General features: G+C 55.4%; 8 protein-coding genes and 2 pseudogenes. 5 read left to right on the forward strand and 5 right to left on the reverse strand.

Going from position 1 to position 14248, the window contains the following annotated elements:
• Positions 1-6: 6 nt before the first annotated feature.
• From QFZ94_RS42810 to QFZ94_RS42830, 5 genes and pseudogenes are all read right to left on the reverse strand, one after another.
• Positions 7-612: pseudogene (locus tag QFZ94_RS42810) on the reverse strand (LysE family translocator).
• 75 nt (positions 613-687) lie between these two features.
• Positions 688-1506: a gamma-glutamyl-gamma-aminobutyrate hydrolase family protein gene (locus tag QFZ94_RS42815; protein WP_429464059.1), complete on the reverse strand. Its 819-nt coding sequence runs from the start codon at positions 1504-1506 to the stop codon at positions 688-690.
• Positions 1499-2572 (reverse strand): fatty acid desaturase, encoded by a 1074-nt coding sequence (locus tag QFZ94_RS42820; protein ID WP_429464060.1) that lies wholly within the window; start codon positions 2570-2572, stop codon positions 1499-1501. Before QFZ94_RS42820 ends, QFZ94_RS42815 begins: the two co-directional genes overlap by 8 nt.
• Before the next feature lie 29 nt (positions 2573-2601).
• Positions 2602-3924, reverse strand: a complete 1323-nt coding sequence (locus tag QFZ94_RS42825) for an O-acetylhomoserine aminocarboxypropyltransferase/cysteine synthase family protein (RefSeq protein WP_429464062.1) — start codon at positions 3922-3924, stop codon at positions 2602-2604.
• 1 nt (position 3925) lies between these two features.
• A complete protein-coding gene (locus QFZ94_RS42830) occupies positions 3926-4789 on the reverse strand; it encodes an aminotransferase class V-fold PLP-dependent enzyme (RefSeq protein ID WP_429464064.1) in 864 nt (287 codons plus the stop codon).
• Between the two features lie 1307 nt (positions 4790-6096).
• Between QFZ94_RS42830 and QFZ94_RS42835 the strand changes: the two genes are divergently transcribed.
• From QFZ94_RS42835 to QFZ94_RS42855, 5 genes and pseudogenes are all read left to right on the forward strand, one after another.
• Positions 6097-6471 carry a DUF3564 family protein gene (locus QFZ94_RS42835; RefSeq protein ID WP_176383507.1) on the forward strand — a complete coding sequence of 125 codons (375 nt, stop codon included), beginning with the start codon at positions 6097-6099 and terminating at the stop codon, positions 6469-6471.
• 974 nt (positions 6472-7445) lie between these two features.
• Complete coding sequence (locus tag QFZ94_RS42840) at positions 7446-8249, forward strand: IS5 family transposase (protein WP_429464323.1); 804 nt, start codon at positions 7446-7448, stop codon at positions 8247-8249.
• Positions 8250-9673: 1424 nt separating this feature from the next.
• Positions 9674-10966, forward strand: coding sequence for a cytochrome P450 (locus tag QFZ94_RS42845; protein WP_429464066.1), 1293 nt, complete (start codon positions 9674-9676; stop codon positions 10964-10966).
• Positions 10967-11290: 324 nt separating this feature from the next.
• Positions 11291-12340, forward strand: a pseudogene (locus QFZ94_RS42850) (IS110 family transposase); the annotation flags it as partial.
• An 819-nt stretch (positions 12341-13159) separates the two neighbouring features.
• Positions 13160-14014 (forward strand): sterol desaturase family protein, encoded by an 855-nt coding sequence (locus QFZ94_RS42855; protein WP_410853308.1) that lies wholly within the window; start codon positions 13160-13162, stop codon positions 14012-14014.
• Positions 14015-14248: the final 234 nt, after the last annotated feature.

The raw sequence follows: 14248 nt of genomic DNA on the forward strand, positions 1-14248 counted from the left end.
AGGTCTTCACCTGTTTAAGAAGATCAAGCTGGCTGCGACGCATGCGTAAAGTGCGCCCGTAATCTTCTCAAGCATGGATCTGTTGATCAATACCACGCTTGCGCGATCTGCAAGAAACATATATCCGCAATAGACCCCGACGGAGATCGCCGTTGCCGCAGCTCCCATCGGAACCGCCTGCCCAAGGTAGGAACCGGATGGGCTGATGAAACTGGGATACGTAACTAATGTGGCCAACCACCCCTTAGGGTTCGCTAGAGAGACAATGAGGGAATCGACAAACACCTGTCTGGAGTTCCAGCGCACCCCATCTTCTGTTCTTGACTCCCGTTTCCCACAAAAAGCAATAATGGCAAGACATCCAAGATATATCGCCCCTATCCATCAGACATAAAGTAACACCCATTGGTTATCCTGTATAAAAATCCCAACACCCGACAATACGACTGCTGCGTGAACGGCCGCACCAGTACCAAATCCGATCGCGCCAGGAATTGCGATTTTGAGCCCGTGCTTCAATGTTTGAGCAACGGCAAAAATGACGTTCGGACCAGGCAAAGCCACGGTGGCAGTAAAAGTAACAAGAAACAAAACAAATAGATGAAAATCCATGAAGCCCCGCCTCGATTTGCAAATCACTCCCGAAAGGAACAACTATCGACACAAAATCCGGCTAATCTCCGCATCTCAGTGGACCGCTGCGTTATATGCCTCACAGGCTCTCCCGAAGGCGCCCAGAATCTTCTGGCTGATTACATCGCTGGAAGCATGCCATTCTGGATGCCACTGCAGCGCCAGTTGAAAGGTGCGTGAATTCCTATATGACAGCGCTTCTACGACACCGTCCCCCGCTACTGCCTCCACTCGGATTCCTTCACCAAGCTCCGCGATGCCTTGCCTATGCAACGAATTGACGCATAACTCGTCGCCCTGGATAACGGACGACAGCAAGCCGCCGGAAGCGACCTTAACCGTATGGACCGGACGGTACTGTTCGTCGCGAGGAATCTCTGGATTTTCGCGATGCGAGATCCCCTTGTGCGTCAACGATAGATCTTCGTGCAATGTGCCGCCACGGTAAACGTTCATCTCCTGCAAACCGCGGCAAATTCCCAATACTGGCATATCCAGTTCTTCCGCCACCATCAACGCAACCATCGACAGCCTGTCTCGCGGACGATCCGTCCTGCAGGCGACAATGTCGTCTTCAGCAAGCGCCCAAGCGCCACCGTTCCTGTCAAAGATCCCGGGATCGAGATCTGATTCGTCGCCAGTTAGAACAAGGCCGTCAAGACGACGCATCAGGTCGCGTAATCTCTGGAAAATCGCGTCGCAAGGCAGATCGCGGTCGATCGTCGGTAAGATGACGCACTCGACCGACGCGTGTCTAGTCAGCGCCTCGATATATCGCCGCCGCAACCAGTCGCGGTGAACGCCGTCTTGAAGATGACGATTGGCTGTGACTCTAACGACGGCGCAGCCCAGATGGCGACGTGTATCACTCATTGACCACGCCCTCCCCTGCTAACCGTCCGCGCTGGGCCTCGTACAGCCGCCTGTTCCGCTCGAGCAGCTGGTTGATGACACTTGGCTGCCCTTTTGGTCCACTAGCGAAGAGTCCTCCCCATGACTCTGCAACCTCAGCATATCGCGGATCGCGCAACCTGATCTTCTGTGCCCGCTTCAGGTGCCAGAAAGGCACGCCTGGCGAAAGATGGTGTTCCAGATGATATTCATCAAGGTTCGCGCCGACCAGCAGTCGCTCGATCAAATTGCCTTTGCGGTTACGCGTCAAGTACACATCTTCGGTTTCGGTCTCACACATTGGCGAATGCTCAGCGAGTTCAATGAACCAGCCCAAGGCTTGGAACGTGGTTAGATATGGATATGGAACAAGCCAGAACAGCACAAGCAAATCCAGCGATTGCGTCAGGGCAAAGCCGAAAACGACAATCAGCCAGAATATCGCAAATCCATAGGTGTCGATGGCAGCACCCCGCCTGTCGATGTCTTTTTTCCCCTCACGAGAAATAAGAAACCGCTCACTCCATAGATACTTGAGATAGCGTACCGTCGCTCCGCCAAACATCGCTTTCCAGACAATGGCAAACGCGTATTCACGTGGCGGGCGCACATCATACACGCCCGATGATATAAAGAACTTCAGGTCAGGATCCCTTTCAGGGTCGCCGAGATATGGATGGTGCAGATGAACATGCGAGTAGCGATAAGCCCAGTGCCGCTGAAAAACAGGATATGCGGCGAAGACAATGCCGAGCACGTAGTTCCATCCGGTGCTCCTGGCAAGCGTCCGGTGCGCGGCATCATGCGCGATAGTTGTCAGTCCGCGTTGTTGCGCGCCGATTATGAGTACTGCAAGCGGGTAGAGCCACCACGAGATTCGTATCGTCGCATAAGCACACGCAAGAATGACAAGATAGTCCTTCACAATGTAAAGTGCGCCGGTCAAATTATCTGGCCTCAATTCGGACAGCTCTCGCATAATGTCGCGCGAGAATCGCCAGGTGGTGAAACGTTTGCCTCGCAATTGCCAAGCGTCATAAATTTCCATGATCAAATTCCCTCCCAGAAAGATCGACGTCAGACAGCGTCAAGTCCGCGTTGAAGATCGGCGACGATATCATCAATGTTCTCAATCCCAACGCAAAGCCGAATCGAACCGTCGAAAATACCAGCGGCCTCGCGCTTTTCCTTGGGAACCGTTGTGTGCGTTGTCGAAACGGGATGCGTGACCAACGTTCGCGCGTCACCGACATTCGATACGTGGTACATTAGCTCGATGTTGGTTATGAATCTTCGCCCTGCCGCTTCATCGCCCAGTTCAAACATAATCATTGCGCCGTAGCCGACGCGAGCGTCAACTAACTCGTCGACAAGCTCACGTTCGTATCCTGACGACAGTGATGGATATGAGACACGTGCGACCTTCGGATGGGCGTTAAGGAACTCCGCAACCGCGACGGCATTTTCGCAATGCCGCTGCATGCGCAGATGAAGGGTTTCGAGTCCTTGTATCAGCTGAAAGCTGGCGAGGGGACTGATCGCGGCGCCGGTGTCACGAAGCCAAGTCATCCGGGATTTAAGCAAATAGGGACTTGCGCCAAGATCGCCAAGTTTCAGAACAGCTTCTTTCCAGAGGATGTCGCCATGCGCTTCATCTCCGTCGTTGAACAACGGAAAGCGGCCTGCGTCGTCAAACGCGAAGCTTCCGTTATCGACAATCAGTCCGCCAAGTGTCGTTCCGTGGCCGCATAGATACTTTGTCGCGGAATACGTGGAGATATCCGCGCCCAGAGCTTTCGGACGGCAAATCAAAGGGGTTGTCGTGTTATCTACAATAACAGGAATCCCGCGCCGCTCACCGATTTCCACCAGCGCCGGAACAGGCAACGGGACAAGGCACGGATTGGAAAACGTCTCTCCAAACATAGCAATCGTCCTGTCGTCCAACATCCGCTCGAACGATGTTACGTCTCGTGGATCCGCAGATCGTGCCTCGATACCCAATCGTTTGAATGTATTGAAGAGCAGATTCCACGTATTGCCATATAGATACTTCGATGCGACAACGTTATCGCCTGGCCTTCCGCTGCACAGGTTAGCGATAGCGAGAAAGGTTGCGGACTGCCCTGAGGCTACCGCCAGGGCGTCGCTCGCACCCTCTACTGCAGCGAATCGCTTCTCGAGGATGCGCGTTGTAGGGTTGATGATCCTGCTATACGTGAACCCATCTTGTCGGACGTTGTAGATATCGGCAATTTTTTCAAGATCGCCGTCGAGTTCATAGGCGGTAGATTGATAAATCGGTACAGACACCGCTTTGGTGACGGGGTCATGACGATAGCCAGCGTGTAGAAGTGACGTCTCGCGGTTCATTTCGGCGTTGGCATTGTTTCTTGACATGTCAAATGGCCTTTTTCCATAAGTCGGTTATACGGCGGCCCGGGTGGCTTCCGGATTCATCGAATGAAGCTGAAAAAAAGTCTTCAAATGCTATTCCCAGCAGGCGGATCCACATCGGATCAATACATCCCATGCACCCGATCCTGAAACTGCGTGTCGGAAGATGCAGTTTGGTATAGATGTAGAGGTTGTACTCCACGAGATGGGCGTACAGCGCATCGAGATCTTCTTGCGTACGAACGATATCGCGTGCCGTCAGCGCAAGGCATACCGGCGATCGATCCCGCGGGTCCAACAATGGAGAGGCGTATGGCCCAGTTGCGCGGATGACAGCGTCACGGACAGAGGCGTATCGCTCTCCACGGCGAACCACCCCTTCAATAGCCAGTTCTTCGAGGGCCTTTGCGCACGCCTGAACAACATGTGTCGGTGGCGTGGAACGCCACTCGCCAGTCTGTTCGAAGTTACGCCATTGGTCCCGAACGTCCAACACGAACGAGTTGGTCTCTGAGGTCTTGCTATCGAGCGTTTCCAGCGAGGCAACAACAAAAGACACTCCCGGCGGACCCTCGATGCACTTGTTACTCGAGGTCACAAGGACGTCAAACGGAACTTCCCTGGCACTGGTTTCCACCGCACCGAAAGAACTCATTGCGTCGATAATGGTTCTTACACCATGACGCGTTGCCAACTCTACCATTGGCCGGAGCGGATTGACGACTCCCGTGGTCGTTTCACAGTGCACAAAACAAAGATGGGTGATCCCCGAATCCCCTTCCAGGCACGCAGCGACTTTTGTCACGGGGAAGGACTGATCACTCGGGGCAACGATGCTGACGGCATTAATGCCTCGGATCTGCAGCATTTTGAGGATCCGCTCGCCGTAGTTTCCATTAATGCATACGAGAGGCCGGTCTGACGTCCCAACGAACGAAGCCAATGCCGCCTCTACGCCGTAAGACCCGCCGCCCTGTATGGGTACTGCCGAGTACCCCCCGAGCGTCCAGCAAATCTACAATCAGGCCCCTTACTCGCTCCGTTATTTTCTTGAAACTCACGTCGCGGGAACCCATGTCAAACTGCATCTCAGCCTTTACTTCGGCGTCCAACGCCAATGGCCCCGGTGTCAATAAAAATGGCTGCCGTGCGGTCATAGGTCCACACTCCATAGTCGAAAACAGTTGTTTAAGGACGCGAAAGCGCCGCCCATGCTCCACCTGACACCCGTCGCGCACAGATATCAGAGATCAAAGTAGTTGGTTACCGATGCGGCCGAGCGCATCGCATTGGACTTCATGTCAATTGACGGACTGGAACTCTTGCGCAGGCCCGCTTCGAGTTATCTGCATTCTTCCGCAGCTGATAATGATCATGCCACAGCGAACCACCGCACCAATATGAGTTCTTCTTATGCAGACCGAATAAACGCTAATACTGCCGTCGTTCCACTGAGGAACCTGATATGACCACGGCGCGAACTGGTTTGCGCCGTGGTCACACAAGGCACGTGGCACGTGGACAATTTGTGAATCGTCCATGACAGCATCCGCGACGAGACCCAAACGCCGTCGTTGTATATCAGTATCGAATATCCGTTGCTGGCAACCTTCCTCGAACCGCTATGCTCGTATTGAAGTACACGCAACTTGGCGCTAGCCCTGTGCGGCACAACGACGGTATGCGACAGATCTTCCCCGCCGTCTGTCATCAAGCATATGTGCAACCGACAACACTCCAAATGCAGCTCGGGGCCTTCGGTTGATCGTGGTCAACGACAGGCCCTCTGTTGCTGCGGCAAACTAAACCCGTATTGTCACGTTGCAGCGTGGTACACCAACCCTACATCTCGCAGTTGCTCGCTCGCACCGTACGCGACAATTTATCAAGATGTTCAGCAGCTCTCGGGCATGCATGGCCCGAGGCCGCCACTGGTAGTCAGTTCCCCATCTCTGATCTTCATGAATCGCGACACACAGTTAGTACAGGCACAGCGCTCTCCCCCGTGAGATATCTCAGGCAGAGTGACGGTCCTTGTCGCGATCGTTTTGATAGCAGCACATCGACGAACGATGCGCATACGCTGGGAGATGAGAAATCAGCGAGTGATCCGCGGCGAGGTTCGCCGTTTCCTACGTCAACTAGGCGTGGAGAATATGTGTTCGGAGAATTTTCATGCGTCTTACCGTCCAGCTCGACATGTTTAATACTACCCGTCCGATGGCATTCGCAATCCTCTGGCTCGACACAGAAAAGCGGCAATGGTCGCGCGAGGCTCACTCCGGACTGGACTTACCCGAATGGGGCTCGTTGCATGTGGATTGCGGCAACACGTTAGTGTGCGGGCCCAGCGAAAACACACTCGCGTATGTTCTCGAAGGATTGAATCTCGACTGTCGTTACAGACTTTTCGAAGGCGACTCCGGATATGCGCTGCGGTATACAGAAGGACGTTGGGCTCCATCGAACGGCCACTGGCATATTCAGTGTATAGATAACCAACGGGGACAGCCTGAACATGAACTGTTCACCACCGGCAAGGATTCCTGACACCATCTGCGTTAAGCAAATGAGGCAATCGAACGACAGCACCTGCTCAGGAATCTGACCACTGTGATCGGCATATGTCTCGAATGGAGGTTGAGCCCCAATAAGTTTGCGGCTTGACCGATCGAGGCTCCATCATCAACGATCACCACCCGTCAGCTCGCCGTACCAGTTGAACGTCTCGCATCTGCGACGGATCTTTTTTTACTCCCCATGCCGCTTCACCGTGACGACTCCCGGTGTGTACGCCAGCTTCTCGTTGATGTCTTTCCAAATATGCGCCCATCCGCAACTGCACCGGCCTGCGTCGATAGCCCCGTCTGTCGGACTTACCCCTTCGCCGTTGAGCTGCTCGTTGCGCCCGGCCAAATTGCTCACTGGAGGACAGGGCCGCTTTGCCTAACTTGATACACCGAGCTTTGTCGCTAATTCGCGCGTTGTCGAATAGCCCGTCTCGCATCGGCATCTTGCAATCCAATTGCCTATCATCACGCCGCGGCAATCTTCCGTGCTCGAGCAATATGTCGCCAGCGCGCGCGCAATGGACGTCAGGGTCGCAGCCCCCTACAACCGACGTTGCGAATTAACGCGAGACCCCACGCGTTTCACGCTTGCCAAGACAGATTGCGGATCATAGTGCAGCGAAGAAGATGCGCATCAATTTCAGACAGAGATAATTTGTCGCTCCACGCCTCGTGGTTGCGCTTTCGACAACGCAGATGCGGTGGGATGGGCCGCGTTCGTTGATCCTGTAGCGTCGTAGCTCGGGAAGAAAGAAAGGCTCAATTGTTTCAATCGTCCGACTGATGCCGCTGGCCCTCAATGACCGACCAACCTACGCATGTCGAGCTCTATTCGACGCAGACAGGCTCCGACGCGCGAACGGCTACCCAAAGCGCATCATATTGCGCCAACTGCGGACCTAGAGCGTGTTAGGAACTTCGATTGAGATCTGTTATCCTGGCGGGATGAAAAGAATAGACCGCAAAGGGTATCCGACTGATGTGTCGGATGAGGAATGGAGTTTCGCGGCGCCGTATCTGACGCTGATGGACGTCGACGCGCCCCAGCGCAAATACGAACTGCGCGACATGTTTGATGCATTGCGCTGGATGGCTCGTGCTGGCGCGCCGTGGAGGATGCTGCCCAATGATTTCCCGCCGTGGGAGCTGGTGTATCAGCAGACTCAACGGTGGTTGCAGGCGGGCTGCTTTGAGAGCATGGTGAGCGACCTGCGCTCGGTGATACGCGTGGCACAGGGCCGTCGGGGACAGCCCAGCGCGGTCATCCTCGATGGCCGCACGATACAGTCGACCTGCGAGAGCGGCCCGCGTGCGGGTTATGACGGTTATAAGCGCAAGCGCGGTAGCAAGGTACATATGGCAGTAGACACGTTGGGACAGTTGCTGGCGGTGCACGTAACCCCAGCCAATGAACAGGAGCGCGCACAGGTAGCTGAGCTTGCGCGGCGGGTCCAGCAGGTAACAGGACGAACGGTCAAGGTGGCATTTGCCGATCAGGGATACACGGGCAAAGAGCCAGCGCAGGCTGCATTCGACGAGGGTATTGACCTTCAGGTGATCAAACTCGAAGAAACGAAAAAGGGTTTCGTTCTGCTCCCCCGGCGGTGGGTGGTCGAGCGCAGCTTTGGCTGGCTCAACCGTTTCCGGCGTCTCGCACGTGACTATGAACGGCCCCCCGAAACTCTCGCCGGGCTTCATTTTGTCGTCTTCGCAATGCTCATGCTTGTCCACGCCGTGCCAGTACTTCAAAGTTCCTAACACGCTCTAACCGCATCAACGCCTTAATTCATTGGATGACTCATATCGGCCAGGAACCCGCCTCGCACACCTCGTTGCCCACGGTGATTGGGCTACGGGAGATCTCAAATCTGGCCCTTCAGCGGTCCGCTTCCCAGTGCTAGCGGCATTTCACCTTGCCAGCAGCCGCCAATCTTTGCCATGCAGAAAGCAGCGACGAAGGGTGTTGCACCAGTTCGCGAGGAATCCGCCTAATGGTAGCCGTCAAAGAGATGGTCCGGATCGCTGCTTGGAACGAATATTAGGGGATATGCTACCTGACTACTGTCGGGAATCGGGTCATTGTTCCCCGCGCGTTCTATTTCGGAACTAATGACCGCCCAACGAACGGGTGGGCGACTGGCAAGGACAGCCGGGACACAGAAAAAAAGTGACCCATCGGAGTCGTCTATACTCTGACGGGTCGTCTAAAGTCCCCACAGTAGGTCGAGCGAGACGGTTCGACCCGCTGCAACACAAGTGTACGGGACGAACGCACGGCAACCCTTGATCAAGGTCAGACCTTTCTTGCATCAGGTAAGTAGCCAACATGGTCATCAATTGCTGGCAGCATAGGCTACGCGATGGAACGAATTCAGTGAGGACGTCCCGCCCAAATTGCCAACCGGCGCTGACGCCGTTGAAAGATTTCGTCTCTGACTGTTATCCGGGCGGTTTGAAGGATACGGAAAAGGATTTTTACTTAGAGTTGCCTCCTGTCATGAGCCACTTTTGTCATAGCGTCAAAGTGCCAGCCAATCTTTAGCAAGCCTGGCATTCGACGAAGAACGTCATTGGCACGGTTGCGCGGGGATGTGCGCTACCGCCCTCCTCAAACGCAAATTGAATATTTTCATCGCAACCGCTCGATTCATGAATACAAATTAAGCGTAAACCCACGACCCACAGCGTTGAGCAATATTCACCCCTTGCAGTGATAGATATGAACGACGGCCTCAATAGAATGGGCTGCAGAATCATTGCAGCGTGAGAGGCGCCGCATCGCACCGGGCAAAGGGGCGCCCGTTCGACGGCCTTCCGGTTCTGTCACCTGGCCACGAAGACATCGACAAGCGGGGAGCTTGCTCCTCGTGCGCGAATGCCATTGTCATGCGCTGTGTCTGACAAGGGATACCTTCGAGGCTCAAATGCATGATCACGTGATCAAGAAAGGTTGACATGCATTAAGGCGAAAGACGAAAGTCGTGAATAGTATAAAAGGACAATATCCGACGAGCGCACGCATGCGCCCGGCCCGTTCGCCTCTTTTGCCGACGCGACGGCTTCGGTGCGCATCAACTGGCGAGCGATCCGCAAACGTCGGTCGACCCCAATCCCAGCCATGAGTGGATACGTCGATACACGTTGCTTGCCTCGATTTCACATGTCAGTTTTTCTGCAATATCGTGAGCATGACAAATTACGACCTACCGAAAGACATAGCAAACCGTCTGGTTGATCCGCAGTCGTATACAAACCTCGACGGGCTCCATGAGATATACGCGTGGGCGCGTGCAAACAACCCCGTTGGACGAGCAATGGCGGACGCGCATGACCCATTCTGGGTGGTAACAAAACACGCCGACGTCTCAATGATTTCCCGGAACAGTGCCCTGTTTCGCAACGGCGATTATTCCGTCGTCTGCCGTCCGCAAGCATCTATCGCGCATGTTATAGGGGCCACCGGTAGTCCAAACATCGTCCGTTCGCTCGTCCACGTCGACGGCGACGAACACAAGAGTTTGCGCGCACTGACACAGTCGTGGTTTATGCCGAACAGTGTCGTTAAGCTTGAGGCTCGCATCCGATCATTGGCACATTTGATGATCGGGGAACTTCTGCAAAAGAGCGGCTCCGTAATTGACTTTGCGAACGATTTCGCCTCGCACTATCCGCTGAACGTGATCATGGATATTCTCGGAGTTCCGCAGGAAGAATCCCCCCGTATGTTGAGACTCACACAGGAGATGTTTGGAAGCGAGGATGCCGAATACAAGCGCGATATCAGTCGCCAGGGCGACGCCGGAAGTGCGATCGGCAAGGCGCTGCTGTCAGTTGTAGCAGACTTCAAGGGTTACTTTGATCGCCTGACCGAAGATCGCCGGAAAAAACCGCGTAACGACATCGCCACCTTGCTCGCCAACGCGGTTGTCGATGGACAGCCTATTGATGAGGCAACCCGACTCGGCTACTACGTGATTATCGCCGCCGCCGGGCATGACACCGTCTCGTCTTCCATATCGGTTGCGATGTGGGCATTGTGTCAATTCCCCCATTTGCTGCCGCGGCTTAAGGCTGACCCGTCGCTCATTCCGCAATTCATCGACGAGAGCCTCCGCTACGCATCGCCAGTGCGTCATTTCATGCGTACGGCGGCAGCCGACACGAATTTGCGAGGCAGGACTATCCGCAAGGGCGATTGGCTGATGCTCTGCTACGGGTCGGCCAATCGCGATGAGGAAGTTTTCCCCGACCCTTTCATATTCGATATCGACCGAAGGCCGAATCGGCACATTGCGTTTGGGGCAGGTGCTCACGTATGTCTTGGTCAGCATCTCGCAAACATGGAGATGCGCATCCTGTTCGAGGAACTGATCCCGAAGTTGCAGTTCGTCGAACCGGTGGGAGAGATCGAATTCACGACGTCTAATTTCGTAAGTGGGCCAAAGCACCTCCCAATACGTTGCGTGTTGCAATGATCGCATCTATGTAAAATTTGAACGCCACAAAATGACCTTGATCGGGACCGTGCTTTCGTCTACAAACTCACACATGTAGCATGTGACTGCCAAACATTTCCCCGGTTGCAGCCCCCAGTTACTATCTTCCCGCCTCGATAATTGAAGCTTTGGGCAGCCAGGCCCGGCATGATTCTCGCCCCCAGTCGCAGTTTCTGATCCGGGGGGTGTTGTCACCGGGCCTGGTGGGTGGCAGGTGATCGCTAATAGGGACTCGGCTGGAATATTCCAAGGCCGTCCGTAACGTAGATGCCGAGATTTGCCACCGTTGTCGCAGGCCCACTCGAATTCAAGACCCATGGCCGTCTTCTCTTCGTTGTCGACCAGCCCGCCACCATCGGCGCATTGCCGCTGGCCGTCGCACGCGATGAAGGCGTTCTGCTTGCCGATCTGCCCGAACTGGCGATGCGCCGCATTGCCGACCTGCATGCCGGTGAGGCCCAGACAGACGCCCGCGACGCCGCAATCATCGCCGAGGCCGCCGGTTCGATGCCGCATACGCTGCGCTCGCTTCGGTTAGCTGATGAACCGCTTGCCGAGCTGCCCATGCTGTGCGGCTTCGACGACGAGCTCGCCGCTCAAATTACCCAAACCAGTAACGGGATTCGCGGCCTGCTCACCCAGATCCATCCCGCGCTTGAGCGCGTTCTCGGACCGCGCCTCGAGCATCCCGCCGTGCTCGATCTACTCGAGCGCTACCCGTCTCCAGCCGCGCTTGCAGCAACCAGCGAGAAGACGCTTGCCAACCGCCTGACCAAGCTCGCGCCACGCATGGGCACGGGATTGGGGGCCGAAATCGTTCAAGCGCTGGGCGAACAGGCCGTGACGGTGCCCGGCACGCAAACCGCCACCATCGTCATGCCGCGCCTGGCTCAGCAGCTCGCCGCCTTACGCAAGCAGCGCGACGAAATCGCCGGCGAAGTAGAGCGGCGGGGCTTGCTCACCCTCTTTGGCCGGTCCTGACCAGCATGCCGGGGAGGGCGTCAGGACCGCCGCCAGACTCCTCACCGAGGTCGCGCACCAAGCCTTCGCTTCGGCAGGTCACCTGGCGGGCCTACGCTGGCCTCGCACCAGTTACCCGGCGCTCAGGCTCATCTATCCGGGGCGAGCATCCGTCCAAGCGCGGCAACAAGGTACTCAAGCGCGCCTTGTTCCTATCGCCTTCGCGGCCTCGCGAGACCCCCCGATTCGCGAGCGTATCACGCACGCAAGGTCCAGCACGGTAAGCGACATAACTAGGCACTCATCGCGCTGGCACGGCGACGCTGTGATGTCCTGTTCGCCATCCTGCGCGATGGCACCTTTTACGAACCCAAGTCAGCCCCTAACGCTTGACGAATTAGATAGGGCCCCCCATATGATGGCGTGCCGGAACCGGCCGAGGAACTCTCGAATTGGGCTCACGTTTCAGGATGAGCCCCAAAAAAAGCAGTACCAGGTGTGTGGACCGCAGGTCAACGCCGACGTGGTCTTCGCATGCCCGTTGGATTGTGGGCGTCGCCGTGATCACTTTAGAACTTTCAATCTACCTTCGATAGCCCTTCTGGCAGCGATCCGCAGCCGCTACAAGCATCTCAGTTGCGGTCTCGCATAGCATGCGCGACCCATTTCACAGATGCATGAAACCCCCGCCCCGCATTCGTCGTCTTATCGAGCTTGCCGCCGGAGTGGCAACGACAATAGTTGCGCTGGCCGCTCCACACGGCGCACGTCATCATGTCGTGGCTTCATTTATCTTAGGGCGCCGTGCCGACGGCACCGGCCTTCGGTTACTGTCACGTCGCGACGGCAGTGCACTTTGAGTGCAGTGCATGCTATGCCTTCGACCACCTCTTGAGTCTGTATTGAGAAAGTCATTTGTGACGCGAATGCGTCTTATCCAAACAATTGATTTTTGCGATTTCAGAAAATGGCGGATAGTGATGATGCTGCCGCGGCACAGTCACCGTGTTGGGGCGCCCTCAATAGACACCTTGCACGATCTTGTGGCGTGCAATGCCCATCGCCACGGATATCGATTGGCACTCCGAGTTACTACATTGGTGTACTTCTTAAGTCACGTAACTGCATGACACCCATGAAGAAGCCGGCCATTTTGACAACCAGCTTTTCGACCCGAGATCTCCGAATTCGATCTGTTCACCGGAGCAAACAATGAATGCTGTCGATATCCACCAGATGGTCCAGTTCGCCGTCCAATCGTTCAAATTGCTTGCGATTTTTGCCACGTTATGTGCAGCTCTTGAGATCGCGTTTCCGGCTTATCGATACAGCTTCGCATCGTACCTTCGCGGCGCACGGAACTGGGCGATTCGGATTGGATGCGGCGCGCTAATCTGGCACTTGTACGCTGTGGGCTTGCAATGGTTAGGCGTCAAGCCGCTCCTGACGGTCAATCTTTCAACAGTGCTTCACTCTGACAACGCAGTTATCAAGACGGCTTTCGCCATCCTTTCAGGCGTTGTGGTCGCAATTGCCGGTGACTTCTTTTACTACTGGATGCACCGTGCACAGCACGCCGTGCCATTCCTCTGGCGCTTGCACGCTACACATCACTCGATTCGCGAACTGACGGCATGGAATTGCAATCATCACATTTCCGAGCCGGTTATCTACGCCTTGTTTGTAGCATTACCGCTCGCGCTGATCCACTTCGAGTCTGGCGTGGTGCCGGCTGCTGCCATGACCCTCATTACCTTTCAGGCGCATCTGTCGCACTCCAGCACGCGCATCAACCTTGGGCCTCTGCGATATATCATCGGAGACGGTCAGTTCCACCGAATTCATCACTCAACTCAGCCGCATCATCGGCACCGAAACTACGGGTTCTTTACGACCATCTGGGACACTATCTTCAGCACGGCACACTGGCCGAAACGGGACGAATGGCCCGAAGTGGGCCTTCGCAATCAACCCGAGCCCCTCACCGTGCGCGACTACTTTATGTTTCCGTTTGGACAAAATCGCTGGTCCAAAGCCAAATCTGACAGCATAACGCAGGAGAGTTGACGATGATTGGTCGGGGCATTCGCTTGAATTGAGCGGCACTGGTAGACAAAACATTTGCCAATACAACGTCGCCTGAAACCATCGACGGTGAAGGCGAATCGCGGGCCGTCGAACTATAGCGGTAACGCTGAGATCGGTATCACTTGGCCGTCTCGCGCGGCGCCAACGGCGCAAGATTTTATGCTCGTGTTCAAGGACGTTCGGTGTACATGCGCTCTCTCGGCAGCGCTATGG

This window comes from Paraburkholderia sp. JPY465 (genome assembly GCF_050436725.1).
GTDB lineage: Bacteria > Pseudomonadota > Gammaproteobacteria > Burkholderiales > Burkholderiaceae > Paraburkholderia > Paraburkholderia youngii.

Bases quoted from the DNA above. Each gene is read 5' to 3' on its own strand.
- QFZ94_RS42820 (WP_429464060.1), bottom strand. From the start codon at position 2,572: ATGGAAATTTATGACGCTTGGCAATTGCGAGGCAAACGTTTCACCACC.
- QFZ94_RS42855 (WP_410853308.1), top strand. From the start codon at position 13,160: ATGAATGCTGTCGATATCCACCAGATGGTCCAGTTCGCCGTCCAATCG.
- QFZ94_RS42830 (WP_429464064.1), bottom strand. From the start codon at position 4,789: ATGCTGCAGATCCGAGGCATTAATGCCGTCAGCATCGTTGCCCCGAGT.
- QFZ94_RS42835 (WP_176383507.1), top strand. From the start codon at position 6,097: ATGCGTCTTACCGTCCAGCTCGACATGTTTAATACTACCCGTCCGATG.
- QFZ94_RS42825 (WP_429464062.1), bottom strand. From the start codon at position 3,924: ATGTCAAGAAACAATGCCAACGCCGAAATGAACCGCGAGACGTCACTT.
- QFZ94_RS42815 (WP_429464059.1), bottom strand. From the start codon at position 1,506: ATGAGTGATACACGTCGCCATCTGGGCTGCGCCGTCGTTAGAGTCACA.